Origin of the sequence: Arthrobacter sp. M4, assembly GCF_020251205.1 — a bacterium.
Classification (GTDB): Bacteria; Actinomycetota; Actinomycetes; order Actinomycetales; family Micrococcaceae; genus Arthrobacter.
Genome location: NZ_JAIWYX010000004.1, coordinates 328,081 through 352,385 on the forward strand (window position 1 = coordinate 328,081; position 24,305 = coordinate 352,385).

Here is a 24,305-nt window from a genome sequence, read left to right on the forward strand (position 1 = left end):
CTAAGCCCCGCAGGCCCGTATGTGGGCGAGAGCCAGTATGTGGATAAAAAGCGAATTGCTCCGCAGGTACCCGCATTTCAGACGGATACCTGCGGAGCAATCAAATGCTCAGGAGTTACGCGAACAACTCACTCTTCGGCTCGTTGTCCTTGACCTTGCGCCAGCCGAGCCACAGCAGCAAGGCGAAGAACGGGATGGATGCCAGAGTCCAGAGTCCGAGCATAAAGACCTCGCCCGTTGCCTTGTCTGTCATGGTGTCCATGCCGATCAGGACGGTGATGGCCGCCAGGGCAAGCAAGCCAACCCAACTGGTCCACGGCGATCCCGGCATCGGCAGGCTGGAAACCTTGCCCTTCTTGTGGCGCAGGGCAATCTGGCTGGCGAAAATGGACCCCCAACTGAAGATCACGCCGATGGACGCGGTGTTCAGCGCCAGGTCGAAGGCGTGGGAACCGCCAAGCCAGATGTTGAGCAGGATGCCCACCAGGTAGAACGCTCCGATGGCCAGGATGGCGGCGTACGGGACGTGGCGGGAGGACATCTTGGTGAGCCACTGCGGAGCGTGGCCGTTGTTGGCCATGGTACGGAAGACACGGCCAATCGAGTAGAGACCGGAGTTGCAGGAAGACAGGGCTGCGGTGATGACGATCATGTTCATAACGTCACCCACCCAGCCGAGACCCATCTGGCCAAACACAGTGACGAACGGCGAGGTACCGGCCTTGTACTGGTCCGAGGGCAGGAGCATGGCCAGCAGGAGCACGGAGCCGATGTAGAACACGCAGATGCGGAGCACAACAGCGCGGATGGACTTGGGAACTTCACGCGCGGGGTCCTGCATTTCGCCGGCGGTGATGCCCACCAGCTCGATGCCGTTGTACGCGAAGATCACGGCGTTGAGGACGAGGACCATCACCAGGGCGCCATGCGGGAACAGCCCGCCCTCGCTGGCAAAGAGGTTGCCCACGGAGGCGTGCCCGTTGCCCACCTGGGCGTTGGTGACCACCATGAAGGTGCCAACGGCCAGGAAGATCACGATGGCACCGACCTTGAGCACGGAAGCCCAGAATTCAAACTCGCCGAAGGCCTTGACGCTCAGCAGGTTCACCGCAACCAGCAGCAAGAGAGCGGCGATAGCGGACGCCTCCACCGGTACGCCCGGGAAGAAGAATTGGAAGTACAGGCCGATCGCGATGAGCTCCGCGATGCCGGTCATTCCCCAGTTGATGAAATACATCCAGCCGGAAAGGTACGCACCCTTTTTGCCGAACATTTCTCCGGTGTAGCTGACAAAGGAGCCGGAAGTCTGCCGGTACATGACGAGTTCACCGAGGGCCCTCATCAGCAGGTAAGCGATGACGCCGGCAATGGCGTAGGAGAAGATCAGGGCCGGACCCGTGGAGGCGAGGCGGCCGCCTGCTCCCATGAACAGTCCGACGCCAATGGCACCGCCCATCGCAATCATGGTGACATGGCGGCGGCCCAGGGATTTTTCGTAGCCCTCAACGCTGAGGTTAGTGGAAGTGGCGGAAGTAGCGGGGCGCGTTTCCGGGGTGGCCGGGGCACGCCGAAGGTCTGTCGTGGTGTCTTGAGGCACAGCGCTTTCCTTATTTTGTTGGGAAGGTGCCGGCGCGTCAATGGCAGGACTGCACACACAATATTCGGGCTTTGTCCCTAACAGGGTGTGTTTATTTAAGCAATCTGCTGAATCATCGAAGCGGACATCCGGCAAGCCCATCTTACATTGTGAAACCGGGTGCAAGTGACGCACACAACACGCGGCGGTCCTTGACCCGCCCAGAACAAGCCGATCCAAGACGTTGGGCGGCCCAAAAAATATAGTCTTCGCGGCTTCGGACAGAGCACAACAGCAGGGCCCGACGGCGACAATCACCATCGGCGGGCAACTCGCCGACGGCGACAATCACCATCGGCGGGCAACCCACCGTCGTCGCGCGCTGGCCAAACGCGAGCCGATCAGGCTACGAGTCCACCAAGGGCGCCAAACGCACGTAGGCTGGGGTTATGCGGACCATACCGCCGCCCGGCAGGCTTTACGATTTCTCAGGCTTGGATACGGCCGCGGTCGTACTTTACGTGGGCATTGTTGCCTTCTTCTCACTGGCCGGAACCTTGCTGGTCCCGCTCCTCAGGCCCTTCTTTGGCGACCCTGCCTCGGCGACTTTTGCGGTAAACCTGGCCTTCTACACCGCGGTTGGCGTTGTTGCGCTGACGGCTTCCCGGACAGTCGTGTCGCGGGACCTGCGCATCCTTGCCACACGGCCTTGGTTCACGCTCATGATGGTTCCGCTGTCCGTTGTTGCCATGCTGGTCCTGAGCGTTCTCTTTGTGACAATCACAGGCACCCCGCGGAGCTCCGAAAACCAACTGGCCGTGGAAAACCTGGTCCAGCAGATTCCCCCGTGGCTGGTGATCCCGCTGCTGGTTGTTGTGGGCCCCTTTGTGGAGGAGTACATCTTCCGCCACCTGCTCATCGGCAAGTTGAGCAAACGCGTCAACATCTGGATCTGCTGCGCCGCTTCCGTGTTCCTTTTCTCGTTTATCCACGTGGTTGGTCGGGAAGGCATCGAGCTGCCGGCGCTGGCGCCCTACTTAGGGATGGGCGTTGTGCTGGTGGCGGTGTACGTCTGGACGGGCAAGAACGTGATGTTCTCCTACTTTGTTCATGCTTCCAAGAACCTCCTGGCGGCCATCCTCATTTACGCGATCCCGCCGGACCTGATCAACCAGCTCCAGCAACTCTCCCCTTAGCCCCGAACCGGCCACCACCGGGCGGCGGGCGCAACGAGTTCTACATCGCCTGAGCCGCTCACTAGACTCTGTCTGTGATCAACGACTTCCCTGCACAGGTCTCCGACGTCTTCGACCCCACCCGTTGGCGGGCCGTCTCCGGCTTCGATGACTTCCAGGACATGACCTACCACCGGCAGGTGGAGCGCGCGGCGGACGGGTCAGTCGTGCGGGACCTGCCCACGGTGCGGATCGCATTCAACCGTCCCGAGGTCCGTAACGCCTTCCGCCCGGGAACTGTGGACGAGCTGTACCGGGCGTTGGACCACGCGCGCATGACGCCCGACGTCGCCACAGTGCTGCTCACGGGCAACGGCCCCTCCCCCAAGGACGGCGGCCACTCATTTTGCTCCGGCGGTGACCAGCGCATCCGCGGCCGCGAGGGCTACAAGTACGCCACGGGCGAGACTGCCGAGACCATCGATCCCGCCCGTGCCGGCCGCCTCCATATCCTGGAAGTCCAGCGGCTCATGCGGACCATGCCTAAGGTGGTTATCGCCGTCGTCAACGGCTGGGCGGCCGGCGGCGGTCACTCACTGCATGTGGTGGCGGACCTGACCATCGCGTCACGGCAGTACGGCAAGTTCAAGCAGACCGATGCCACCGTGGGAAGTTTCGACGCCGGTTACGGCTCAGCGCTCCTGGCCCGGCAAATTGGCCAGAAGGCCGCCCGGGAGATCTTCTTCCTGGCCCGAGAGTATTCTGCCGAGGACATGGTGCGCATGGGTGCCGTGAATGAGGCCGTGGACCATGAGCGACTGGAAGAAGTAGCGCTCGAATACGCCGCGGACATTGCCCGGCAGTCCCCGCAGGCTATCCGCATGCTCAAATTCGCCTTCAACCTGGCCGACGACGGGCTGGCGGGACAGCAGGTTTTTGCCGGCGAAGCCACGCGACTTGCGTACATGACGGACGAAGCCGTGGAGGGCAAGGAAGCCTTCCTGGAAAAACGCGACCCCGATTGGTCCCGTTTCCCCTACTACTTCTAGGCTGGCCGTTGTGAACATCGATCCCCTCCTCAAAGCCCTGGCCGACGCCCTCCACGGCGAGGGGCCCGCCGTCGAACTTTCCGTCGACGAGGGCGGCCAGCCGGTTGCATTGACAATCCAGACGCCAGGTTTCGATGACGCGGCAGTAGTCGTCCGTACCTCCGGGTCCACCGGCACGCCCAAGGCGACGGTCCTTACGGTCGAATGCCTGGCGGCCTCCTCCATGGCTACGGCCATTGCCCTTCGCGGCGAGGGTCAGTGGCTGCTCGCGCTACCGGTCCAGTACGTGGCCGGACTGCAGGTGCTGATTCGATCGCTCTTCGCCGGGACCCGCCCCTGGGCAATGGACCTTTCCGCTGGTTTCACGCCGGAGGCCTTCACCGCCGCCGCGCAGGAACTTACCGATAGGACCCGTTTCACGTCCTTGGTGCCGACGCAGCTGCAGCGGCTCCTCGACTCACCCAGCGCCGAGACCCTTGCCGTGCTGCGCCGCTTCAACGCGATCCTCCTTGGCGGAGCGCCAATCCCGCCCGAACTGCTCCAGGCCGCCCGCGACGCTGGCCTCAACGTCGTCAAGACCTACGGCTCCGCGGAGACCTCCGGGGGCTGTGTCTATGACGGCGTCGCCCTGGAAGGCGTTGAGGTGCGGATCGACGACGACGGCCGGATCCTCCTGGGCGGCGACACTATCGCCGCCGGTTACCTCGAGGGACCCGACGACGGAACGTTCTTCGAGGAGGACGGCATCCGCTGGTTCCGCAGCAGCGACCTCGGCGAGCTCACTGAAGACGGCACCCTCAGTGTGCTCGGCCGCGCCGACGACGTCATCATCACCGGAGGTGTCAAGGTTTCCGCCGCGCACGTGCAGGCGGAGTTGGAAAAGCTCGACGGCGTCACAGCGGCTTTTGTAGCGGGCGTTCCTTCGGAGCGCTGGGGCCAGGCGGTAGCTGCGTACGTCGCCGTTGATGGCGTCGCGGCGGAAGCTATCCATGCCCAGGCCCGAACGGCGATGGGTGCGCTGGCCCCCAAAACTATTCATGCCGACGTCGAACTCTTAATGCTGCCCAACGGCAAGCCGGACCGGATCGCGATGACCGGCAAGCTTGAGTCGCTGCATCAGGGAGAATAGAAGTCGTCCTTTCCACAGGCAGGCATTAGCTAGCCCCAGCACAAGACAACAACACGAGGTACAAACCGTGGCCACAGCCGCCCAATGGATCCAAGGCGCCCGTCCGCGCACCCTGCCAGCAGCCATCGCACCGGTGCTGATCGGCACTGCGGCAGCCTACGAGTTGCAGGCGTTCCGTCCGCTGAACGCGATCCTTGCTGCCTTTGTGGCGTTGTTCCTGCAAATCGGCGTCAACTTCGCCAACGACTACTCCGACGGCATCCGCGGCACCGATGAGGACCGCATTGGTCCCATGCGCCTTGTCGGTTCCGGGGCAGCACAGCCCGACCAGGTCAAGTGGGCCGCCTTCGGCGCTTTCGGCCTGGCCATGGTGGTTGGCCTGGCGCTGGTGGTCATTACGCAGGCCTGGTGGCTCATCCTCGTCGGGCTGGGCTGCGTGTTGGCGGCCTGGGGCTACACCGGGGGCAAGAACCCCTACGGCTACATGGGGCTCGGCGATGTGTTCGTCTTTGTGTTCTTCGGGCTGGTGGCCACGCTGGGTACGACGTACACGCAGGCCGGGCAGATCAGCCCGCCGGCCGTGGTTGGGGCCATTGGTACCGGTTTGATCGCGTGTGCGCTGCTGATGGCCAACAACGTCCGTGACCTTCCCACAGATGCGGCTGCCGGCAAGAAGACCCTGGCCGTCCGTCTGGGTGACCGCCACGCCCGGGAGAGCTACGTGCTAATGCTGGGGCTGGCCATCCTGCTGGTGATCGTGTTGGCGCCTGCCAAGCCGTGGATGCTTATTGTGCTGTTGCTCATCCCGGCGTGCCTGATGCCGGCCTGGCTGATGGTGAACGGGAAGAAGCGCAAGGGCCTGATTCCCGTGCTCAAGCAAACGGGACTCATCAACCTGGGTTACAGCGTACTGTTCGCACTTGGCCTGGTGCTGAGCCGCGGGTTCTGAGCCGAGCAAGGGGCTGGGCCGCGGGCGCTGAGCCACGGGCGCTGAGCCGCGGGTTCCAGCTGTGCGCCGCGGCACGTTCCCAGATGGGCGTTGCCTATCCAAGCGCTCGGCTAAGCGTCCTTGGGTCGCCGGTCGTTGTGGACGGTGATGTCCGGGTTCTGGTCCACCATGCGGTCTTCGGCGTCAGCATCGGCAACCTCGCCCGCTGTGCGGATTGGCTTGGCCTTACCGGAGAAGCGCTCCCGCATCTGTGCGGTGGCGGCATCACGCTGCTTCTGGAAGAACAGGTAACTCAGCGCGAAGGCGATCAGCCCGGCAAAAATCGCTGCGAGCACCAGTCCCGTCTGCAGGAAGGCGAACAAGACGAACAGGGGCACAAACAGCGCCAAGCGGATCAGGGAGTATTTCAAAAAAGCCACGCCCTTAAGTCTAGCCGCCGGAAACATTGCACTCTGATCACGGACAGTCCACTCCCAGCTCCAACGACTAGACTTGCTTCATGCTTCGAGTAGTTGCCATCGTTGCCGTTTTGGTCTTCTACGTTTACGGTCTGGTGGACGTGATCCGGACGGACCGCGGGGCCACGCGTGGCATTTCAAAGCCAGCCTGGATCGTGGTGCTGGTTGTCCTTCCGCTGCTGGGGGCCATCCTCTGGTTCGCCTTCGGAAAGCCCTACGCCCGTTTCACTCCTGCTCCGCGCACCTACAGCCACCCCACGGCACCCGACGATGATCCGGAGTTCCTCAGGAACCTTGAACAGCGCCGCCGTAACCAGGCCGAAGCCGAACGCCTTCGCAAGCTCCAGCAAGAGTTGAAAGAGAAGGAACGGCGTATGCGCGGAGAATCCAGCGCCGAGGACGGCCCCGCGGCCTAAGGCTTCCGCAACCTAACCGCACCACAACGAAGCCCCACCCCGACATAGCCCTGCCACCTCATAGCCCTATGTTCGGAATTACATCCGTGCCCTACCCTCGGAATTGCATCCTTTTGCCCCAAACGGCCGGAATAAGCGCGCGAGAACGGCCGTTTTTGGCAAACGGCTGGTGCACACTTCTCCTCCACATCGCTCGGATTCTGTGGACAGCCCGCCGCCTAAGCTTTGCAGCAGCAAGAATGCCGTATGCGCACGCCGCGGGAACTCCCCAGCCACCTTGTTGATCGGCCCTTCACAACAGCTGAAGCCACCAGATTTGGCATTTCTCGCCGTCGAACTCGGGCACAAGACCTCGTCTCACCCTGTCATGGAGTTAGGTTCGACCCAAGCTACTCGACGGAGGCGGACCCCCGGGAGGAACCATCAACGGATCTGAATCCAATTCCCAAGCAGAATTCAGTAAAGACCACTCGACTGTCACTGCTTGACCGCGTTCGCGCGCTCGTTACAGCCACCGGAGCCATCGCGAGCCACACGACGGCGGCTGCACTCTGGGGTATCCCTCTGCCCCTTGGGTTGAAGTCCTGCGATGTGGTTCATCTCACCCATCCCCACGGCAGGCGCGCTGTTCGGAGAAAGGGCGTCAAGGGCCATCAAGCGACCCTCGTTGAAGCCGACATCGTCCAGGGACGCCTTGTTGCCTGCACCTCACCCCTGCGGACTTGGTTCGACCTGGCACAGATTCTGACGGACGATGAACTCGTCATTGCGGGCGACCACCTATTGAAGCGCCAGAACCCTCTCTCGGCGGTGCAGGAATTGGATGATTTCCTGTCCCATCAACGAGGACGTGCTGGCTACCGCAAGGCGGTGCGCGCAAGGAGCCGAATGCGGCCGCGCACAGATTCACCCAAGGAAACCGAGGTGCGGTTGCTTCTTGTGGACCATGGCCTCCCCGAACCGGTCATCAACGTTCCCCTGTTCGACGAGGCGGGCCGTTGGGTCCAAGATCCCGACATGTCATACGAAGACTTCAAGGTCCTCATTCAATACGACGGCGCTCACCACGTAACGCCGCAGCAGCGAAGGAGCGACATCTTCCGGGATGAAGAGGCGAAGGACCTAGGCTGGCGCGTTGTCCAACTGACTCAGAGTGATCTGGACACTTCGGTTGGGGGCGTTCCGCGCGCCGTCGCACGAGTCAAGAAGGCGCTTCTTGGGCGAGGATGGACTGAACCCCAAAGACCCGCAGTCTCAAAAACTGCCTCGGAGGCGCAGGCTTGATGAACACTGATTTGCCAGAAACGGCCACTCTCAGCTCGTCATAACGGCCGTTTGTGGCAAACAACCGCTTCCGCATGCGCCAGAACGGCATTGTGGCAACCAATGCCTCGGAACCACCGCCGCCGGCCCACAAAAGGCCGCGCCGGGGCAAGCAAATGCCTCGGAACCCCCACCACCGGCCCACAAAAAGGCCGTGCCGCTACGGGATCTCCGGCTTATAGCCCCGAGTACGAGTGCAGGCCGTTGAAGAACTGGTTCACGATAGTGAAGTTGAACACCACGCACAGGTAGCCCACGATGGACAGCCAGGCCGCACGGGTGCCGGTCCAGCCTCGGGTGGCGCGGGCGTGCAGGTAGCCTGCGTAGACCACCCAAATCACGAAGGTCCAGACTTCCTTGGTATCCCAGCCCCAGAAGCGGCCCCAGGCCTTCTCCGCCCAGATCGCACCGAACATAAGGGTGAAGGTCCACCCCACGAACGCTACGGCGTTGATGCGGTAGGACAGGTTCTCCAGGGACAGCGCGTTGGGGACCAGTCGCATGAACCCCAGCTTGTCCGCACCGCCCGAGGCCAGGGTTTTCTGCCGGTGGGACTGCACCAGCTGCAGCGCCGACATGGCAAACGTCAGCGTGAACAGCGCCGATGACAGCACGGCGATGGATACGTGAATGACCAGCCAGTAGCTCTGCAGGGCAGGAACAAGGTGGCCAACCGGCGTCGGATACGCGACGGCTGCCGCCACGAGCATGATGGTCACCAGGCCAATGACAAAGGTGCCGAGGAACCGCAGGTCGCGCCGGATGAGGGCCAGCAGGAATACAGCCGCAGCAACAAAGGCACCCGTGGTGAGGAACTCGTACATGTTGCCCCAGGGCACGCGGCCTGCACCGATGGCGCGGGTGACGACGCCCGCCGCGTGGATCAACACGCCTAGGATCGCGAGTGCTACACCCACTCGAGCGGGAGCACGGCGCACAGAGCTGTAACGCATGTCGCCTCCCGCAGTGGTGTCCACGCCGGCAACCCCCGACGCCGGCGCCGCGCCGGAACCTGCGGGGGCACCGGTGGCGCTGGCCGTCGTCGGGCTTCCCACGGAACCGGCGGCGACGGCGACTTTGGTGCCCGCCGCTACCGCTGCGGCCTGCGCTGCTTTGAGGTCGACGGCCTGCAGGGTTTTGCTGCTCTTGGCGAGATCCCAGGCGAACGCGACAAACGCCACCGTGTACGTTGCAGCTGCAAGCAGCATAAAGAGCTCGCTGTACTGGCCCATGGTTTCGTTGATGGGGAACATTACTGGTCCTTCTGGGAGGTGGAATGTGCCTTGCTGGGAGCGTCGCCTGATGTGGATTCAGTGCCGGGCGGGTTTGCCGCGGTCTGGGTTTCGTCAAGCCGCCATTGTGCCCGGAGGAGCTCCTTGATGGCAGCGGATTCATTGGCGAGTCGGTGGTCTTCGCCGCGGGCCAGGAGACCAAACTCAACCATGGTACGGCCGTCTGCGTGTGTGCCCGTACGGACCCAGACACGGCGGCGGTTGAGGTAAAGGGAAACCACGAGGCCTGCGACGGCGACGAGGGCGAAGATCAGTGCATACTGCTGACCCGGGTTGTGATGGATATCCACGCCGATGTACCGCTTGACGCCGTCGAACGTGATGCTGCCCTTGCCCTCCGGCAATGTGTACGTCGCGCCGGGGGCCAGTGTGATGCCGCCTGCGGCCAGTTCACGGTTGTTGAGCGGCTTGAGGTTTTTCACATCGAGTTCAAAGACGTTTTGCGGCTGGCCCTTGTCCAGGCCAAGGTCGCCGTAGAAGGAATTCAGGCTCAGCTGCGGGTTGAACAGTTCCGGGTCGGCGCTGAAGGAGACTCCTTGCTCGGTACGGAACGCCGTAGGCAGGAAGAAGCCGACGAAGCCCAGCTGATCTGGCTTGGCGTCAGGGACTTTGATGACCACGGAGGAGTAGTAGTTCTCGCCCTGCAGCTTGGCAACCACCGGACCCTGAAGTGCTACGTTGCCGGCGCCGTCGCGCACCGTCACAACGGGCGCATAACCGTTACCGGTGAGGTAGATGCTGGTGTTCCCCAGGGTCACGGGGTCGTTGACCTTGAGAACCTTCTTTTCAGCCTGCGCATCCGGGGATTCCTTGGTGGTCACCTCGGCCCGGAAGTCGATGGGCTGGCCAAAGTTCTTGGGCGACTCGCGATCGAACTGGATGTTGAACTTGTCCAGCTGGATCGAGTATGGCTGCAGCCAGCTGCTCTGGAAATTTGTCCCCGGGGAGAACTGGTCGTAGCCCACCAGAGTGTTCACGAAGGTGTCGCCTTCAACCAGGATGCGTTGGCCGCTGTAGCCGAACAGTCCGCCAATGGCCACGGACACCAGGACGCCAATAAGGGAGGAATGGAAAACGAGGTTGCCAACTTCCTTGAGGAAGCCCCGCTCGGCACCCAGTGACGGCCGCTCGCCGTCGACATCGCGGACCTCAACGCGGTAGCCGCGCTTTTTCAGCACCTCAGCGGCGTCGCCAATGGCCTTCGACGCCGGGACACCGGCGTCCGCGGGCACCACCAGGGTGCCGTACTCGGGCAGTCGGGACAGCCGTGCCGGGGTACGGGGCGGTTGGGAGCGCATTGCCCGGTAGTGCACGATGGCACGCGGAACCACGCAGCCGATCAGCGAGATAAACAGCAGGATGTAGATGGCCGAGAACCAGACGGACGAATAGACGTCATAGAGCTGGAGCGCGTCCAGGATCTTGCCATAGTCCGGATGGTCCTTGATGTACTGGGTGACGTTGGAGGGGTTGGCCGGACGCTGTGGGAAAAGAGATCCCGGCACGGCAGCAACAGCAAGGAGAAGGAGCAGGAACAGCGCAGTGCGCATGCTGGTCAGCTGGGTCCACGCCCAACGAAGCATGCCCTTGATGCCAAGTGCGGGCAAGGCAGCCTCGGCCTTGGCACTCTCCACGGCGCCGGCCTTGGTGGAGGCGGAGGCTTCGGACGAGGACTCGTTGCGAGTCTTGTTTTTGGCTTTCACGCGCTCACTCATCAGATCGGCAACTTCACGTCAGTTTGGAACCAGTACTGCAGGCCCGTGACCCAGGAACCCCAGATGCCCGAGGCCATGAGGATGCCGAGGACAATCAGGATGGCTCCCCCCGCCCGCTGGATGGCAAGGCGGTGCTTCCGGAAGAAGGCCATCACGCCAATCCCCTTGCGCACCGCTAACGCGATCAGCAGGAACGGCACACCGAGGCCAAGGCAATAGACGAATGCCAGGAAGGCTCCTTTTGCCGCCGAGGATCCACCGGAGAGGCTGAGGAGTTGGACAGCGGAGTACGTGGGCCCAATGCAGGGGGCCCAGCCAAGTCCGAAGGTCATGCCCAGCAACGGCGCTCCCCACAGGCCTGCGGGAGGCCGCGCGTGGATTTTGGCATCGCGCTGGAGCCAACTGAACCCGCCCATGAACACGACACCCAAAACAATCACCAAGACGCCAAGGATTTGGGAAATCCAAGCATTCTGGGGTCCGGTCAGGAGGGCGCCAAGTTGTCCAAAGGCTCCGCCGAGCAGGACAAAGATCACGGAGAAGCCCAGCACAAAGAGGCCAATTCCGGCAAGCATCCTGCCCCGACGCTGCTTTTCCAAGTCGACGCCGGTCAGCCCGGTCACGTAGCCAAGGTAGCCGGGGACAAGCGGAAGTACACACGGCGAGAGGAACGACACGAGCCCGGCCAACAACGCCACTGGGATGGCCAGGAGCAGCGAGCCGTTCAGGATGGCTTCAGCGAAAGGACTGTTCACGATGCCGGGGACCCTACTCTGCAACCGCGGTGGAGATAAGCGCCTTGAGGGTGCCCTTCTCCAGTTCGCCGAGGACACGGGAAGCCACCCGGCCCTGTTTGTCCAGCACCAGAGTTGTGGGAACGGCGCCCGGCGGAACGATGCCGGACACGGACAGCAGCACCGCCCCGTCCTTGTCGTTGAAGCTGGGGTAGCTCACGCCAAACGTCTTCTCGAACGCCTCCGCCGTGGCTTTCTCATCCCGTAGATTGACGCCAAAGAACTGAACGCCCTGGTCCTTGTATTCCTGGTGAAGGCCCTCAAGGACAGGTGCTTCGACTCGGCAGGGCGCACACGCCGCGAACCAGAAGTTGAGGACCGTGACTTTGCCCTGGAAGTTGTTGGGCTCCACCTTGGTGCCGTCGAAAAGTGTTCCTTTCACGGCCACTGGCGCTTTTCGGTCGGCGGCGGCGAACTCCGTGACGGATCCGTCCCCTGCCACGTAGTTCTTGTTATCACCGGCTTTGGCCTGCTTTGCCAGGGCATCCTCCTGGGCGCAGGCCGACAGGCCCACGGTGGTGGCGGCAGCGAGGAGCATACCGCCAGCCGTGAGGAAGCGGCGGCGGGAAGTTTGGGGCTGGGATAGGGACTGCTGTGACACGGGCTCTTGCTTTGGGGTCCTTCGTTGGGGTGATGCCATGCTTATGCTCCCGGGGTGCTTGCGGCACCGGGGAGCAAGGCCGCCGCCGGTTCGCTGTACCGGACGCCGACTACTGCGCCGCCGTCGAGCGTCAGGGACGTCAGTGAGGTAAGGGTGCACTCGCGCTTGCGCGGGTCATGCCAGAGGGGGCGCCCTTCAGCCTTCAGCCGGGTGGCCCAAATGGGCAGCTGATGGCTGACAAGGATGGCTTCCGCGCCGTCGCCGCCCAGCTCAACGGCCTTCCGTGCGGCGTCGACGACGGCGGCCATCACTCGAGCGGCCTGGTCACCATATGCCTCTCCCCAGGAGGGACGGAAAGGGTTGCGCAGCTTGGCCCAATGTTTGGGCTTCATCAACTCGCGACCATTGACTTTGAGGCCCTCGAAGTAGTTTTCTGCTTCGATAATGCGGTCTTCGGTATGGATCTCCAGGCCGAGCACCTGTGACGTGGGCAGGGCCGTCTCCTGTGCACGCGTCAGGGGCGAGGCTGCAAGATAAACGAGGCGCTTGCCCTGGGCTGCCCGCTCGGCGAAGTGGTCAGCGAGAGTCTGCGCCATCTGGCGGCCCCGCTCAGAAAGGTGAAAACCGGGCAATCTGCCATAGAGGACGCCGGCAGGGTTGAACACCTCGCCATGGCGGAGTAAATGGACAGTTGCTTGGGGCATGTCTACCAGTTTCTCAAAGGGCATGGGTAATGACGAAATCTTCTACAGGAGGTAGAACACAAGAAATCCAAGAAAAGTTCCCTCAGGAGGAATAAAAGATGCAAATGCATGTTTATACTGGATGCAGCGGTTAGTTGAAACTTCAACGAACATCCGATTCCACCGAACAGCTACAAACCAAGGAGCAGCATCATGACCCTCCCCGCCAACGTAACCACTGGAACCTGGATCCTGGACAACTCCCACAGCGAGATCGCTTTCACCGTCCGTCACGCCGGCATCAGCAAGGTCCGTGGCCAGTTCAAGGAAGCTGAGGCCACTCTGGAGCTCGGCGAAACCCTGACCGACTCGAGGGTAACGGCCACCATCAAGACCGCCAGCTTCGACTCCGGCGACGCCAACCGCGACGGGCACGTCAAGGGCGAGGACTTCTTCGACGTGGAGAAGTTCCCCGAGATCACCTTCGTGTCCCGGCACATCAGGGGCAATGGCGAAAGCTTCGACCTGGTGGGCGACCTGACGATCAAGGGTGTCACCAAGGAAGTGTCCATCGAAACGGAGTTCAACGGCGTTGCCGTGGACCCCTTCGGCGCCACCCGAGCAGGCATCTCCGGTGAGACCACCATCAGCCGCAAGGACTTCGGCCTGACATGGAACGCCGTCTTGGAAGCCGGTGGAGTCCTGGTTTCCGACAAGGTTGTTATCAACCTTGAACTGGCCTTCATCGCCCCGGCTGCCTAGCCTTTCGACGGCACTCCGAACGGCGCCTCGCGCCCGGTTAGCCCCGGGTTGGAGGCGCCGTTTGGCATGTAAGCGAGTCATCCGGCAATTGTTCGGCGTTCACCCGTGATTTCGCGGCGATTTGGCCTAAAATTTCCTAGGATTCGGGTATTTGCAGGTCTACAGTATGGTTCCATGAGTAACCCAAACGATGTACCTCAGCCTGAGCAGCCGGGGGCACAGCCTCCGGAGTCACAAAATGTTCCTCCTGCGGGTTACCAGCCTCCGCAGGGTTATCAACCACCGCAAGGCAACCAGCCGCCGTCGCAGGGCTACCAGCAGCCTGCACCGGGCTACCAACAGCCGGGGCAACAGCCCGGCCAGGGTCGCTTCAAGTTCGAAATGCCTACCGATCGTCCCCATAACATCAACGACGTTCTACCCAAGGGCGGTTTCTCCGGCATGTTCAGCGTCGCCGGCCTGCCCATTGAGCTGAAGGTGTCCTACTGGATCTGGCTCATCGGCGGCCTGCTTGGCCTCCTCGGTTCAGTCATCGGCTTCTTCGGCAGTCTTGTCCTCTTCTCCTTCGCCCCGGGTGCTGGCGTTCTGGTGCTCATCCTCGTGCTCATCGCCCTTGCCCTGTCCGCTGCGCAGATTGTCCTGGCCATGCGGATGAAGGAAGGCAAGGAATGGGCTCGACTGGCACTAACGATTGTGGCCGGCGTCTCGCTGCTGCTCGCCATCCTTAACAGCGCCAGCTACGGCGGACAGGGCGGCACCAACTTCTTTGGCTTCGTCATCTCGGCCGTTGCAACCGTGCTGATGTGGCTGCCGAACTCGCAGATGTGGTTCAAGTCCGTCAAGGGAGCCACAGCCTAGGAGCAGTCAACAGGAGGCCGCGGCGAAATCCCCCGGGAAATCGTCGCGGCCTTGCTGTGTCCGGCCGGAGAATATCCTGCTGCGTCCGCCCGGAGAATACTTCCATTGAATGATCCCCGTAGCGTAAACGCGGGTATACGGTGGAACTAAGCCACGCTGGGGGGAGGCAGTTCATGCGGAAGCCCGGCAGCCATGTACGCCGATAAATGAGCAAAGGACCGTCATGAGCAATCCTCCAGTTCCTCCGCCCAACCGGGACGAGGCCGATTCCCAGAATGGTCAGGACAGCCAGCAAGACCAGTCCGGGCAGCCGGCACCGCAGTATGGCCAGTCAAGCCAGCCCCAATCAGGCCAGCAGGGCCAGTCCGGGCAGCCGGCACCGCAGTATGGCCAGTCAGGCCAGCCCCAGTCAGGCCAGTACGGCCAGTCCTCCCAGCCGCAGTATGGCCAGCAAGGACAGTACAGCCAATCCTCCCAGCCGCAGTACGGCCAGCAGGGCCAGGGTGGGCAGCAGAATCCGTACGGCCAAACACCCCAATACGGACAGCAGACGTCCCAGTACGGCCAGCAGGCACCCCAGTATGGTCAGCAGTCTCCGCAGTATGGACAGCAAGCGCCCCAATACGGACAGCAGGCACCGCAATACGGTCAGCAGTCTCCGTATGGGCAGTCGCCCTACGGCCAGCAGTCCCCTTACGGCCAGCCGTCCGCGCCGCCCTACGGCTACCCGAGCGAGCAGCCATCCACCACGTCCCGTGTCCCCCAGCTGGTGAACATCTCCTTCTGGCTGATCCTGGGCGCGGGCGTGCTGACTCTCGCTGGCATTCCGATCGCCTTGGCCACCATGAACACCCCTGAGTTCCGCTCCATCATGCAGGACGCGCTCAACCAGCAGGGCGCCCGCGGATCCGGAATCACGGTGGACGCCATCATGGGATTCACCACGACTTTCGTCGTGATTTTCTCAGTCATATTCGCTGGTATTTATGCCCTCGTGGCCTTCAAGGTCCGCCAGGGGAAGAACTGGGCCCGCATCCTCGGGACGGTCTTTGCCGCGATCTCCCTGCTCGGACTAACGTCACCGGGACTGGGCATCGTCACCATCCTTATGGGCGTCGCCGCAATCGTTCTGCTCTACCTGCCGGGCGCCGCACCCTATTTCCAGAAGCAACCGTTTGGCAACCCGTACGGCCGCTGATCACGGCGACCGCAAAAAATAGCTAGAACGACGGGCGCAGTCCCGGCCGGTCAGCCGACATCACGTCGGACGGGCTGGCCCGGGGTCTGCGTCCGTTGCGCGTGGTAGGCAAGAATCTGCAGTTCGGTGGCCATATCAACCTTGCGCAGGTTCACATACGGCGGCACCTGCAGAAGCACAGGGGCAAAGCTGAGGATGCTGCGAATGCCCGCTGCGATGACGCGGTCGCACATTTCCTGGGCGACAGTCGCAGGCAGCGCGAGCACAACCATGTTGGCGCCGGTCCGGTGCAGGACACTTTCCATGTCTGCCACATCGCTGACGCGCAACCAGCCAACCTCGCTGCCAATCACCATCTGATCGGCGTCAAAGATCGCCACGATATCGAAGCCACGGGATTCAAAACCACCGTACCGGGCCAAGGCTTTGCCGAGGTTACCGGCACCGACAATGGCCACTTTCCAGTCGTGCGTCAGGCCGAGTGCAGCCGCAATGTGCCGGCTGAGGTACTGGACTTCGTAGCCAACGCCCCGGGTTCCGTACGAACCTACATAAGAGAGGTCTTTGCGCAGGGTGCTGGAGCTTACCCCGGAGGCCTCTGCCAGGGCTTCGGAGGAGACTCGCTCCACTCCTTCGGCCAGCAGCGAATTCAGCGCGCGCAAGTAGAGTGTCATGCGGGCCACGGCCGCAGGTGGTATCTGCTTGGCCGCAGATTCCGGTTCCCCGGGGCCTGCCGCAGCGGAAGAATCCAGCGCAGTCACGATTTTCTCCATTGCGTCACTTGTGGTTCCACTGTAGAGCCCCGCCGCTTCACTGGACAAAGCCACCTCAACGTTTAGCCGGCCAAAGCCTTCCGAAGGGTGCGTTCCAGGCGCTGCTCATCGATCGTCCAGAAATCCCGTTGGATCCCGTCCACCAGCACCACGGGAATTTCCTCCGCGTACCGCTCACGGAGGGTTTCGTCATCGTCGACCAACTGCTCGCGCCAGGTGAGGCCGAGCCCAGTAGTGACGCGTTCGACGGCGGCGCGCGCCGCCGTGCACAGGTGACAGTCCGCTTTGGTGAGGAGGACGACGTCGGGAGTTGGCATGACTCAACCGTAGCCTTAGGTGCCGCACCACGTCGAAGCGGGTCTCGGCGTCGGGCGCGTCCGGTGCCTTACGACGGCGGGCTGTTGGACGATTGACTAGACTCAAGTCATGCCCGACGAGAAGAACGCCGCCGTCGCCAAGACGCGGGCCGCGACTCAGCAGCGCGGCGAAGCTGCCTTCTTCGACGTCGACAACACTCTCATGAAGGGCGCCAGCCTGTTCCACGTGGCGCGCAAAATGTACGAGCGGCGGGTGTTCACACTCTCGCAGGCCGCTGGTTTCGCGTGGAAGCAATTGAAGTTCATTATCCGGGGCGAGCACCTCGATGACGTGCATGCCGTTCGCGATTCGGCCCTCATGATGGCCGCTGGCCTGCCGGTAAAGGACGTGGCCACGCTCGGCGAAGAGGTCTACGACGAGATGATCGAGTCGCGGATATGGCCTGGGGCCAAGGCACTCGCTGAGCAGCACCTTCGCGTTGGGCGGAAGGTATGGCTGGTGACGGCTACGCCGATCGAGGTGGCTACGGTGATCGCATCCCGGCTTGGCCTGACAGGCGCTTTGGGGACCGTGGGCGAGATCGAAGATGGCGCCTACACCGGCCGCCTTGTGGGAGAAGTCCTGCACGGGCCCGCAAAGGCTGTGGCGGCAAAGGAACTCGCAGCCGCCGAAGGGCTGGACCTGCGCCGCTGCTGGGCGTACAGCGATTCCCACAATGACATTCCCCTGCTGAGCCTGGTGGGACACCCGGTAGCTATCAACCCGGACTCGCGCCTGCGTCGCCACGCCCGCGAGCATAACTGGCCCGTCTACGACTTCCGCGCAGGCCGCAGGGCGGCCACGTTCGGCCTCAAGGTTGCCACCGTGGGCGGAGCCATCTACGGACTGTGGAGGGGCTTCAGCAAATTCCGAGGTCCCCGCGTTTAAGCCGCTTTCCACTCGCGGACAATTCCTGCCCCCCTGGTAGGGGCTCTTGGCTGACAGGGAGGCTTCCTGGTTAAGTGCGGGGGCTCTTGGGTGACAGCGGGGCACCTGCCGACGGCGTGCTCCGGCTGACAGCGGGGCACCTGGGTGACAGCGGGGGCTCCGAGCTTCAAGGAGGCTCCTGACTGACAGCGGGGCTCCTGGCTTCAAGGAGGCTCCTGGCTGACAGCGGGGCTCCTGGCTTCAAGGAGGCCCTTGGGTAACAGCGGGGGCCGTTGGTTGACGGCGCGGTTCCCGGCTGACGGGAAGGCTCCTGGCTGACGGCGGCACCCTGCGTGGGACGGGTGGGGACACCTCCCCATTGCCGGGCCGTGGGCTCTGGCAGAGGATGGGGCCAGGACTTCCGAGGGGGAAACATGGCTTTGTATGGTGCGGACGTTGAGCAACTCCGGGCGCTTTCGAAGGCCTTAGCCGCGGGATCGACGCGCATCTCGGGCAAGGTCCGTGAACTCGATTCGCTCATTTCACACACTGGCTATTGGCACGGGCAGGACGCCCAGCAGTTCGCCGACGCGTGGCAGACGCAATTGCGGAAGCTCATGGATGATGTGTCGCGGAAGCTGGCCGATGCCGCCAAAACTGCGATGCTGAATGCGGATGAGCAGTCGAACGCCTCGGAATCTGGCGGTCAAGGCGCTTCATCCGTCCACATCGCCGCGGCGCCGGGCGCGCCCGCCGTGCAGCCTGGCCAGGATCCGCCGAAGGATCGGCTCACTCCGCAGGAAATCCTGGACAAGTACCAAGTCAGCGACGCCCGTACCACTGAATGGCCCTCCGATTGGGATCCGTTGCGGCTTGTTGTTGACCAGAGAACGGTCACTGAAAAGGAAGCGGAATTGCTGAATGGCCTGGGCCCCTTGGAGATGAATGCGTTCAAGGACATCCATGACGACGCTTTCGAAGCGGCAGACCAGCGCTTCCCCAGCCCGGACCAGAATGACGACCAGAATGATGCGTTTAGGCACGCCTATTGGAATGCCCTGATGGTCAGGGAATACGGCGCTGACTGGGCCGAGGATTACGCCACCGCGCATGAACAATTGCCGGGCAATCCGGGACCAAGGGAAGCCATGGACCTATACAACAACGAGGTGGGTCGTAAGATCGCGATCGAGCATCCTGACGCCGAACCTGAGGAACTCGCCAACCTGGTGGAACAGGCTGTGAGGAACGGGGACACCGTAGTGGTCGGGCCAGACCTACTGCCCCACCCTTCCAACGAGGTGCCCATGGAGCGGACAGGCGACGCCAACAACGCGCCTCCCGCACCTGGGCACGACCCCAAGTTCAACGACGAGTCGAGGACTACGTCGTGACAGTCCGATTCCCGCAACACCGGGCAGCGTTCAGATGCGTGCTGATCGTGCTCTGCCTAGCCCTAATCCAGACCCTTGCCGCATGCTCACTGGGAGGAAGCCCCATGCCCGAAAGAAATGACAAGCTGGACGCCAAGGTTTTGGAGGCGGCCACCACCGGAACAGAGCTCAAGCTTGCCGACGCCACGGATTTCGATTGGGATCAAGCCGGATTCGTCACGGAGGGGACCACCGCAAAGGACATCGAAGCCGCCTTCGGCGAACCGCTCACCAAGGAAAAGCGCTACACGGCTTCTCCAGCACTGTTCATATTCCTGATGGACGGCAAAGTCACCAAGGCAATCCGGATCACCCCGGATGCCTTCTTCGGCGAAGAATCGAAGAAGAAGTTCGGCAGGGAGGTAGTTCTGACACCGTTGGAGGGACGCCAAGGCTTCCTCAAGTGGCGTGAATAGGTGCTAGCTCCCCAACACGCACCGGGGAACGCAAAATGCCCGCCGCCTTTGCGAAGGCGGCGGGCATTACGCTTTGCAGAAGCTGTTTACTTCTTGTTGCGGCGCTGGTGGCGGGTCTTGCGAAGCAGCTTGCGGTGCTTCTTCTTGGCCATACGCTTGCGGCGCTTCTTAATAACTGAACCCACGAAAGTTCCTCACAAACTAGACAAAGTACCCACCAGCCGCGCGAAGTCCCTGAAGCAGGGCAACAAACCCGACAACTGACAGATTCTTACAATGACGTAAAACGTTCGTTAACAGGGTACCGCCTATCGCGGACCCGATTTGACCGTCCGCCCCTAAGGGGGCGGCGCAAGTCAGGCAGAGTTGGTTTGGCCTTCCACAACCGCACCTTTGAGGTACTGTTCGACGGCCTGCTCGGGCACTCGGAAGGACCGGCCAAAACGGACGGCTGGCATCTCACCGGAGTGGACAAGACGGTACACGGTCATTTTGGATACGCGCAGAACCTGTGCCACTTCGGCGACAGTTAAGAATCGCGCGTTCGAGAAGTTCGTCTCTGCAGACATTTCCCTTTATTCCTTTGCTAACAGCTTGCCTACGGCGGTCCCCAAAATAACTGGCTGCCCTGCCGATGCTGAGCCATCAAACAACCATGTTCTAGATACTCTAGAGGCTCATGTGGCTGTTGTGAAAGTGTCCTGAGCCACTCCACGGTACTCGTCTTTCGTAAAACTACTTACTCGCCGCGGCCTCCCGGCGCTTTCTGGCCGAGGCTGCCAGCTGCTCCAGAACCGACGCCGTAACGTCCCATTCCATGCAGGCATCGGTCACGCTCTGCCCGTACACCAGCTGGTCCCGCCCGGCAGCGTGGAGATCGACGTCGAGGTTCTGCGAGCCGCCCACCAGGAAACTCTCCAGCATCACCCCGGCGATCGGAGATTCAGCGCCCGCTTCGAGCTGCGCGCCGATCTCCAGGGCCACTTCAGCCTGGCGGTGGTGATTCTTGCCGCTGTTCGCGTGGCTGGCGTCGACGATAAGGCGCGGATTCAGGCCCTTGGCAGCCAGCTTCCCGGAAGCTGCCGCGACGTCGGCAGCAGCGTAGTTGGGACCTTTGCGGCCTCCACGCAGGATGACGTGGGTGTCTGGGTTTCCGGCGGTGGCGACCAGCGCCGCCCGCCCGTCGCCGTCGATACCCAGGAAAGTTTGGGCAGCCGCAGCAGCACCGCAAGCGTCGATGGCTACCTGCAGGTCGCCGTCGGTCCCGTTTTTGAAGCCGATCGGCATGGACAATCCGGAGGCGAGCTGGCGATGGATTTGGCTCTCGGTTGTGCGGGCGCCGATGGCGCCCCAGGAAACGACGTCGGCCATGTATTGCGGGCTTATGGGCTCCAGGAATTCGGTGGCGGTGGGCAGGCCGAGAGCGGTTACTTGCTGGAGGAACGATCGCGCCGCGCGCAGTCCCGTGGCAATGTCGTGCGTGCCGTCGAGGTGCGGATCGTTGATGAGGCCCTTCCAGCCGACTGTGGTGCGGGGCTTTTCGAAGTACGCACGCATGACGATCAGGAGGTCTTCCTTGTGCCGCTCGGCCTGGCTCACCAGCCGGCGGGCGTACTCCAGACCAGCCTTGGGGTCGTGGATGGAGCATGGGCCGACGATCACCAGCAGGCGGTTGTCCACGCCGTCCATAATGGCGCGGACCTGGTCACGGCCACGTTCGACGACGGAGCTTGCCTTCGGGTCCAGCGGCAACTCTTCGAGTAGCTCACCGGGCGTCGGAAGTGGCTCGAAACGGCTGACGCGAAGGTTGGAGGTGCTGGTGCGGGAGTCGCCGTGTTTGATGGGCAGTGCGGGTTCTGCGGCGGTGCTGGTCATTTGTGCGGGTCCTGTTCCTCACTCGGAGCGGGCCCCTGCTCAGAACCCGCCATTTGAAATGGCAAAGGGCAGAGAATCATCTCTGCCCTGCTGGCTCTGAAGGTGGTTGGATGCGTGTTAGCTAGACGCGGGCCCCTCCAGAGCCAACGAAAAATACGCATACCAACGATTAGTCATGTCCCATACCTTAGCCGCGTACCACAACGGTTTCCAAATTCGACGTCCCTCGGCTGGCCAAGGGAGCGTTCTAGGCCGCTGAAACTGCAGAGGTACTGAGTTGCTAAGCGCAGCTCAGCACCCCGCCAGTCGGTGCTAATTCGCTCCTGATTCAGCGGAGGTTTGCACGCTGATGCGCTGGCTTCCGGCAATAGCCAGGACGATTCCCACGGCAGCCGCGGACAGCGCACCGATGAGCGGCCAAACGACGACGTTCATTGGCCAGGCCGGGCCTTGGCTTGGATCAAGCCGGGAGGTGTTGATGCCGAACACCTGGGAACCGATCCAAATGTAGGCAATGACAAAAACAGCTACGGCTCCAAGGGCTCCGGCGATAATGAAGAGCCACTTCGTTGCTCTAGGCGTGTTCAATTCAGGCAATGTCCCACCCACCCAAGAAGCGAGACGCGCAAGCCATTGAATTTCAAGGTGATTTCCAAACACTCTTTCCCAAAGTGAGGTCGAGCGTAGGGATAGTCCAGTCCCTCTGTCAATAAGGCTCATGTCGCCATTTCGCAAGAGGCTTCCCGCTATCCCATGGGACAGGTAGTGTGTCAGCCAAAAAGGGGGAGGATCATGCGCAGCCAGCAACCGAACAACCCTTGGCCTCACGACATGGGAATCACAGTGGATCGCCTCCCAGCGTCTCTCGCGCTGCTGTTGTTCGTCCGTAGCGCATGGGGACTTACAGGTTTCTCAAGCATCCCACCTGTAGTTCCCGCACCGGACGTCGGAGGGTCCAGGCGGCCGGACTCGCCCGCCCTCGATGTTTGGGAGGCGCGCTGGAGACAAGCGTGGGATAGGGCCATTGCTTGGTACGACGTCGAGGACGAAAAGCACCAGCACCCAACACCCGAACTTATGAGAAGCCAATCCCGGCCGGGGCAGCCATTGCACCCAGCCCTACCGCCACTGTGGTCGGACGAATACGAGTTCGAAGGACTCGACCGGCAAGCCTTCACTCGCTGGTTCAACTCGGTGCGCCAGAAGCACTTGCGGCCGGTCGAGCCCAGCCCGGAACGTACCTGCCTCCCGGATCTTGTTGAGGCATGGAAGACGGGCCTCGATACCGTGATCGCAATGCCTTATGACGGGTATTACGCCAGGCGGATCACCCGTCGGCACATCATAGTGTCAGATGCCACTCACGAGGACCCCGCCCGCTTCAGTAGCGCCTTAAGGGAAGCCACGGCATCATAGGGTCGCGCACGCCCATTGAGTGGACCCATCCACCGGCCCATCGGCCACATCCGCCCAATGAAAGGCCCTGCCGCCAGAGTTACGGGCGGGATTCAGAATCCGGCAGAACGACTCGAAGTCGCGGGAAAAGAACCCTGCGACTGTGAGTTCTGACGTCGCGAGTGCTCCCGCATAGCGGCCAACCATTCTGGGCGTTCCATGCACAAAGAATAGTAGGCGCGTATCCGTACCAAGCCCCTCGTTGCCCCCGTTGCCTCATTGCAATACCTCCGGCAAAAGTTATTCGTTGCCTCATTTGAAAACCTCCGGATAGGTGCATCGTTGCCTCATTGCAATACCTCCGCGTGATGTCAGTTGTTCCAGGCGCGGTGGACGGTTTTGAGGGTGGCTGGCTTTTTCGCCAGGGCGAGGGTTTCCAGTTCGGCGGTCAGGGCCAGGATCTGGCGTGAGAGTGCGCCGGGTCTGATCTTCTTGAAGGCGGAGTTCATCTGGATGATCGGGCGTTTGCGCATCCGTTCATGCCTGACCCCGCGTTGGTGGGGTGTGGCCGGTGCGTCGTGCTTCTTGGTGACCTTGGCCCCGCGGCGCTGCTTGGAGAGCAGCTTTTGCTGTGGCAGCAGGTAGTTGGTGAAGATGCGGTCCAGTTCCCAGATTTCGTTGAGTTTGCCCAGTTCCGCGGCCGTGTCGTAGCGGAGGTACCCGACGAGCTCACGGACCCGGGAGAAGTTCTTCTGCTCCACGTGGGCGCCGTCGTTCTTGTTGCCGGGCCGGGAGCGGGTGAAGGTGATCTGGTGTGCGTGGCAGTAGGCCAGCAGGTGCTCGTTGATGAACTCCGAGCCGTTGTCCGAGTCGATGCCCAGGATGGGGAACGGGAACACCGCCGTGACGTGTTCGAGGGCTTCAAAGACCCATTTGGCGGCCTTGTTCCGCACGGACCGGTTCACCGTCCAGCCCGTGGAAACATCCGTCACCGTCAGGGTGAAGCAGAACTCGCCGAAGTTGGTCCCACCTTCGTGGCCGACCAGATCGATTTCGACAAACCCGGGCACCGCGTCGTCCCATTCGGCCCAGGTGCGGATCGGGATCTGGGACTTCAGCAGCGTGCCCGGCTTCGTGTGCGAGCGTCCCCGCGGAACCAGTTTCGCCCGCTCACCGGCCAGTTTCCGGTCGATGGTCGCCGCGCTCATGCG

General features: G+C 62.2%; 27 protein-coding genes. 13 read left to right on the top strand and 14 right to left on the bottom strand.

All coding sequences use genetic code 11. The annotated features are described in order from the left end of the window. Positions 1 to 115: 115 nt before the first annotated feature. The gene (locus LD110_RS09925; protein ID WP_225498633.1) at positions 116 to 1,597 is read right to left on the bottom strand and encodes an amino acid permease; all 1,482 of its coding nucleotides are present in this window, start codon (positions 1,595 to 1,597) and stop codon (positions 116 to 118) included. A 428-nt stretch (positions 1,598 to 2,025) separates the two neighbouring features. Between LD110_RS09925 and LD110_RS09930 the strand changes: the two genes are divergently transcribed. From LD110_RS09930 to LD110_RS09945, 4 genes are all read left to right on the top strand, one after another. After that, on the top strand, positions 2,026 to 2,772 hold the full coding sequence (locus LD110_RS09930; RefSeq protein WP_225498634.1) for a CPBP family intramembrane glutamic endopeptidase: 747 nt from the start codon (positions 2,026 to 2,028) through the stop codon (positions 2,770 to 2,772). Positions 2,773 to 2,846: 74 nt separating this feature from the next. Next, positions 2,847 to 3,800 carry a 1,4-dihydroxy-2-naphthoyl-CoA synthase gene (locus LD110_RS09935; RefSeq protein WP_225498635.1) on the top strand — a complete coding sequence of 318 codons (954 nt, stop codon included), beginning with the start codon at positions 2,847 to 2,849 and terminating at the stop codon, positions 3,798 to 3,800. 10 nt (positions 3,801 to 3,810) lie between these two features. After that, entirely contained in the window at positions 3,811 to 4,929 is a 1,119-nt protein-coding gene (locus LD110_RS09940) for an AMP-binding protein (protein ID WP_225498636.1), read from the top strand. Positions 4,930 to 4,996: 67 nt separating this feature from the next. After that, complete coding sequence (locus LD110_RS09945; protein WP_225498637.1) at positions 4,997 to 5,878, top strand: 1,4-dihydroxy-2-naphthoate polyprenyltransferase; 882 nt, start codon at positions 4,997 to 4,999, stop codon at positions 5,876 to 5,878. A gap of 110 nt (positions 5,879 to 5,988) precedes the next feature. On the opposite strand, the gene LD110_RS09950 is transcribed toward LD110_RS09945, so the two are convergent. Beyond that, complete coding sequence (locus LD110_RS09950; RefSeq protein ID WP_225498638.1) at positions 5,989 to 6,297, bottom strand: DUF4229 domain-containing protein; 309 nt, start codon at positions 6,295 to 6,297, stop codon at positions 5,989 to 5,991. 80 nt (positions 6,298 to 6,377) lie between these two features. On the opposite strand from LD110_RS09950, the gene LD110_RS09955 reads away from it, so the two are divergent. Both LD110_RS09955 and LD110_RS09960 read left to right on the top strand, forming a co-directional pair. Next, positions 6,378 to 6,752: a PLDc N-terminal domain-containing protein gene (locus LD110_RS09955; RefSeq protein ID WP_225498639.1), complete on the top strand. Its 375-nt coding sequence runs from the start codon at positions 6,378 to 6,380 to the stop codon at positions 6,750 to 6,752. Between the two features lie 591 nt (positions 6,753 to 7,343). Then, the gene (locus LD110_RS09960) at positions 7,344 to 8,036 is read left to right on the top strand and encodes a hypothetical protein (protein WP_225498640.1); all 693 of its coding nucleotides are present in this window, start codon (positions 7,344 to 7,346) and stop codon (positions 8,034 to 8,036) included. Between the two features lie 215 nt (positions 8,037 to 8,251). Here LD110_RS09960 and ccsB read toward each other — a convergent pair whose 3' ends face one another. From ccsB to LD110_RS09985, 5 genes are all read right to left on the bottom strand, one after another. Further along, positions 8,252 to 9,328: a c-type cytochrome biogenesis protein CcsB gene (ccsB, locus tag LD110_RS09965; protein ID WP_225498641.1), complete on the bottom strand. Its 1,077-nt coding sequence runs from the start codon at positions 9,326 to 9,328 to the stop codon at positions 8,252 to 8,254. Beyond that, positions 9,328 to 11,082 carry a cytochrome c biogenesis protein ResB gene (locus LD110_RS09970; RefSeq protein WP_225498642.1) on the bottom strand — a complete coding sequence of 585 codons (1,755 nt, stop codon included), beginning with the start codon at positions 11,080 to 11,082 and terminating at the stop codon, positions 9,328 to 9,330. The genes ccsB and LD110_RS09970 overlap by 1 nt, the downstream gene beginning before the upstream one ends. Then, a complete protein-coding gene (locus LD110_RS09975; protein ID WP_225498643.1) occupies positions 11,082 to 11,837 on the bottom strand; it encodes a cytochrome c biogenesis CcdA family protein in 756 nt (251 codons plus the stop codon). Before LD110_RS09975 ends, LD110_RS09970 begins: the two co-directional genes overlap by 1 nt. Positions 11,838 to 11,850: 13 nt before the next feature. Next, the gene (locus LD110_RS09980; RefSeq protein ID WP_225498677.1) at positions 11,851 to 12,414 is read right to left on the bottom strand and encodes a TlpA disulfide reductase family protein; all 564 of its coding nucleotides are present in this window, start codon (positions 12,412 to 12,414) and stop codon (positions 11,851 to 11,853) included. A 104-nt stretch (positions 12,415 to 12,518) separates the two neighbouring features. Further along, positions 12,519 to 13,181 carry a histidine phosphatase family protein gene (locus LD110_RS09985; RefSeq protein ID WP_225498644.1) on the bottom strand — a complete coding sequence of 221 codons (663 nt, stop codon included), beginning with the start codon at positions 13,179 to 13,181 and terminating at the stop codon, positions 12,519 to 12,521. A gap of 192 nt (positions 13,182 to 13,373) precedes the next feature. On the opposite strand from LD110_RS09985, the gene LD110_RS09990 reads away from it, so the two are divergent. The 3 genes from LD110_RS09990 to LD110_RS10000 all read left to right on the top strand — a co-directional run bounded on the left by LD110_RS09990 (position 13,374) and on the right by LD110_RS10000 (position 15,978). Then, entirely contained in the window at positions 13,374 to 13,922 is a 549-nt protein-coding gene (locus LD110_RS09990; protein ID WP_225498645.1) for a YceI family protein, read from the top strand. Between the two features lie 174 nt (positions 13,923 to 14,096). Continuing rightward, entirely contained in the window at positions 14,097 to 14,780 is a 684-nt protein-coding gene (locus LD110_RS09995; RefSeq protein WP_225498646.1) for a hypothetical protein, read from the top strand. Positions 14,781 to 15,003: 223 nt separating this feature from the next. Next, entirely contained in the window at positions 15,004 to 15,978 is a 975-nt protein-coding gene (locus LD110_RS10000) for a hypothetical protein (RefSeq protein ID WP_225498647.1), read from the top strand. A gap of 50 nt (positions 15,979 to 16,028) precedes the next feature. Here the strand turns inward: LD110_RS10000 and LD110_RS10005 are convergent, their stop codons facing one another. Together LD110_RS10005 and LD110_RS10010 are read right to left on the bottom strand one after the other, a co-directional pair. Continuing rightward, the gene (locus LD110_RS10005; RefSeq protein WP_225498648.1) at positions 16,029 to 16,739 is read right to left on the bottom strand and encodes a redox-sensing transcriptional repressor Rex; all 711 of its coding nucleotides are present in this window, start codon (positions 16,737 to 16,739) and stop codon (positions 16,029 to 16,031) included. A 74-nt stretch (positions 16,740 to 16,813) separates the two neighbouring features. Beyond that, entirely contained in the window at positions 16,814 to 17,068 is a 255-nt protein-coding gene (locus tag LD110_RS10010) for a glutaredoxin family protein (RefSeq protein ID WP_225498649.1), read from the bottom strand. Positions 17,069 to 17,177: 109 nt separating this feature from the next. Between LD110_RS10010 and LD110_RS10015 the strand changes: the two genes are divergently transcribed. The 3 genes from LD110_RS10015 to LD110_RS10025 all read left to right on the top strand — a co-directional run bounded on the left by LD110_RS10015 (position 17,178) and on the right by LD110_RS10025 (position 19,824). Beyond that, positions 17,178 to 17,996 (top strand): HAD family phosphatase, encoded by an 819-nt coding sequence (locus LD110_RS10015; RefSeq protein ID WP_225498650.1) that lies wholly within the window; start codon positions 17,178 to 17,180, stop codon positions 17,994 to 17,996. A gap of 413 nt (positions 17,997 to 18,409) precedes the next feature. Continuing rightward, positions 18,410 to 19,369: a WXG100 family type VII secretion target gene (locus tag LD110_RS10020; protein WP_225498651.1), complete on the top strand. Its 960-nt coding sequence runs from the start codon at positions 18,410 to 18,412 to the stop codon at positions 19,367 to 19,369. Between the two features lie 104 nt (positions 19,370 to 19,473). After that, the gene (locus LD110_RS10025; protein ID WP_225498652.1) at positions 19,474 to 19,824 is read left to right on the top strand and encodes a hypothetical protein; all 351 of its coding nucleotides are present in this window, start codon (positions 19,474 to 19,476) and stop codon (positions 19,822 to 19,824) included. A gap of 86 nt (positions 19,825 to 19,910) precedes the next feature. On the opposite strand, the gene LD110_RS10030 is transcribed toward LD110_RS10025, so the two are convergent. The 4 genes from LD110_RS10030 to LD110_RS10045 all read right to left on the bottom strand — a co-directional run bounded on the left by LD110_RS10030 (position 19,911) and on the right by LD110_RS10045 (position 22,287). Next, a complete protein-coding gene (locus LD110_RS10030; protein ID WP_003792170.1) occupies positions 19,911 to 20,009 on the bottom strand; it encodes a 30S ribosomal protein bS22 in 99 nt (32 codons plus the stop codon). A gap of 171 nt (positions 20,010 to 20,180) precedes the next feature. Beyond that, on the bottom strand, positions 20,181 to 20,393 hold the full coding sequence (locus LD110_RS10035; RefSeq protein ID WP_225498653.1) for a helix-turn-helix domain-containing protein: 213 nt from the start codon (positions 20,391 to 20,393) through the stop codon (positions 20,181 to 20,183). Positions 20,394 to 20,559: 166 nt separating this feature from the next. Further along, on the bottom strand, positions 20,560 to 21,699 hold the full coding sequence (locus LD110_RS10040; RefSeq protein WP_225498654.1) for a 3-deoxy-7-phosphoheptulonate synthase: 1,140 nt from the start codon (positions 21,697 to 21,699) through the stop codon (positions 20,560 to 20,562). A gap of 312 nt (positions 21,700 to 22,011) precedes the next feature. Continuing rightward, the gene (locus LD110_RS10045; RefSeq protein ID WP_225498655.1) at positions 22,012 to 22,287 is read right to left on the bottom strand and encodes a hypothetical protein; all 276 of its coding nucleotides are present in this window, start codon (positions 22,285 to 22,287) and stop codon (positions 22,012 to 22,014) included. A gap of 204 nt (positions 22,288 to 22,491) precedes the next feature. On the opposite strand from LD110_RS10045, the gene LD110_RS10050 reads away from it, so the two are divergent. Beyond that, on the top strand, positions 22,492 to 23,115 hold the full coding sequence (locus tag LD110_RS10050) for a hypothetical protein (protein ID WP_225498656.1): 624 nt from the start codon (positions 22,492 to 22,494) through the stop codon (positions 23,113 to 23,115). Between the two features lie 350 nt (positions 23,116 to 23,465). Here the strand turns inward: LD110_RS10050 and LD110_RS10055 are convergent. Beyond that, on the bottom strand, positions 23,466 to 24,305 hold an 840-nt coding region (locus tag LD110_RS10055), incomplete at its 5' end, for a transposase family protein (RefSeq protein ID WP_225498657.1).

Excerpts from the sequence above, each read along its gene's own strand:
- LD110_RS09995 (WP_225498646.1), top strand. The coding sequence starts at position 14,097 with ATGAGTAACCCAAACGATGTACCTCAGCCTGAGCAGCCGGGGGCACAG.
- LD110_RS09980 (WP_225498677.1), bottom strand. The coding sequence starts at position 12,414 with ATGCTCCTCGCTGCCGCCACCACCGTGGGCCTGTCGGCCTGCGCCCAG.
- LD110_RS10000 (WP_225498647.1), top strand. The coding sequence starts at position 15,004 with ATGAGCAATCCTCCAGTTCCTCCGCCCAACCGGGACGAGGCCGATTCC.
- LD110_RS10025 (WP_225498652.1), top strand. The coding sequence starts at position 19,474 with ATGCCCGAAAGAAATGACAAGCTGGACGCCAAGGTTTTGGAGGCGGCC.
- LD110_RS09985 (WP_225498644.1), bottom strand. The coding sequence starts at position 13,181 with ATGCCCCAAGCAACTGTCCATTTACTCCGCCATGGCGAGGTGTTCAAC.
- LD110_RS10015 (WP_225498650.1), top strand. The coding sequence starts at position 17,178 with ATGCCCGACGAGAAGAACGCCGCCGTCGCCAAGACGCGGGCCGCGACT.
- ccsB (WP_225498641.1), bottom strand. The coding sequence starts at position 9,328 with ATGTTCCCCATCAACGAAACCATGGGCCAGTACAGCGAGCTCTTTATG.
- LD110_RS10035 (WP_225498653.1), bottom strand. The coding sequence starts at position 20,393 with ATGTCTGCAGAGACGAACTTCTCGAACGCGCGATTCTTAACTGTCGCC.
- LD110_RS09990 (WP_225498645.1), top strand. The coding sequence starts at position 13,374 with ATGACCCTCCCCGCCAACGTAACCACTGGAACCTGGATCCTGGACAAC.
- LD110_RS10010 (WP_225498649.1), bottom strand. The coding sequence starts at position 17,068 with ATGCCAACTCCCGACGTCGTCCTCCTCACCAAAGCGGACTGTCACCTG.
- LD110_RS10020 (WP_225498651.1), top strand. The coding sequence starts at position 18,410 with ATGGCTTTGTATGGTGCGGACGTTGAGCAACTCCGGGCGCTTTCGAAG.
- LD110_RS09955 (WP_225498639.1), top strand. The coding sequence starts at position 6,378 with ATGCTTCGAGTAGTTGCCATCGTTGCCGTTTTGGTCTTCTACGTTTAC.
- LD110_RS09970 (WP_225498642.1), bottom strand. The coding sequence starts at position 11,082 with ATGAGTGAGCGCGTGAAAGCCAAAAACAAGACTCGCAACGAGTCCTCG.
- LD110_RS10050 (WP_225498656.1), top strand. The coding sequence starts at position 22,492 with ATGCGCAGCCAGCAACCGAACAACCCTTGGCCTCACGACATGGGAATC.
- LD110_RS10040 (WP_225498654.1), bottom strand. The coding sequence starts at position 21,699 with ATGACCAGCACCGCCGCAGAACCCGCACTGCCCATCAAACACGGCGAC.
- LD110_RS09930 (WP_225498634.1), top strand. The coding sequence starts at position 2,026 with ATGCGGACCATACCGCCGCCCGGCAGGCTTTACGATTTCTCAGGCTTG.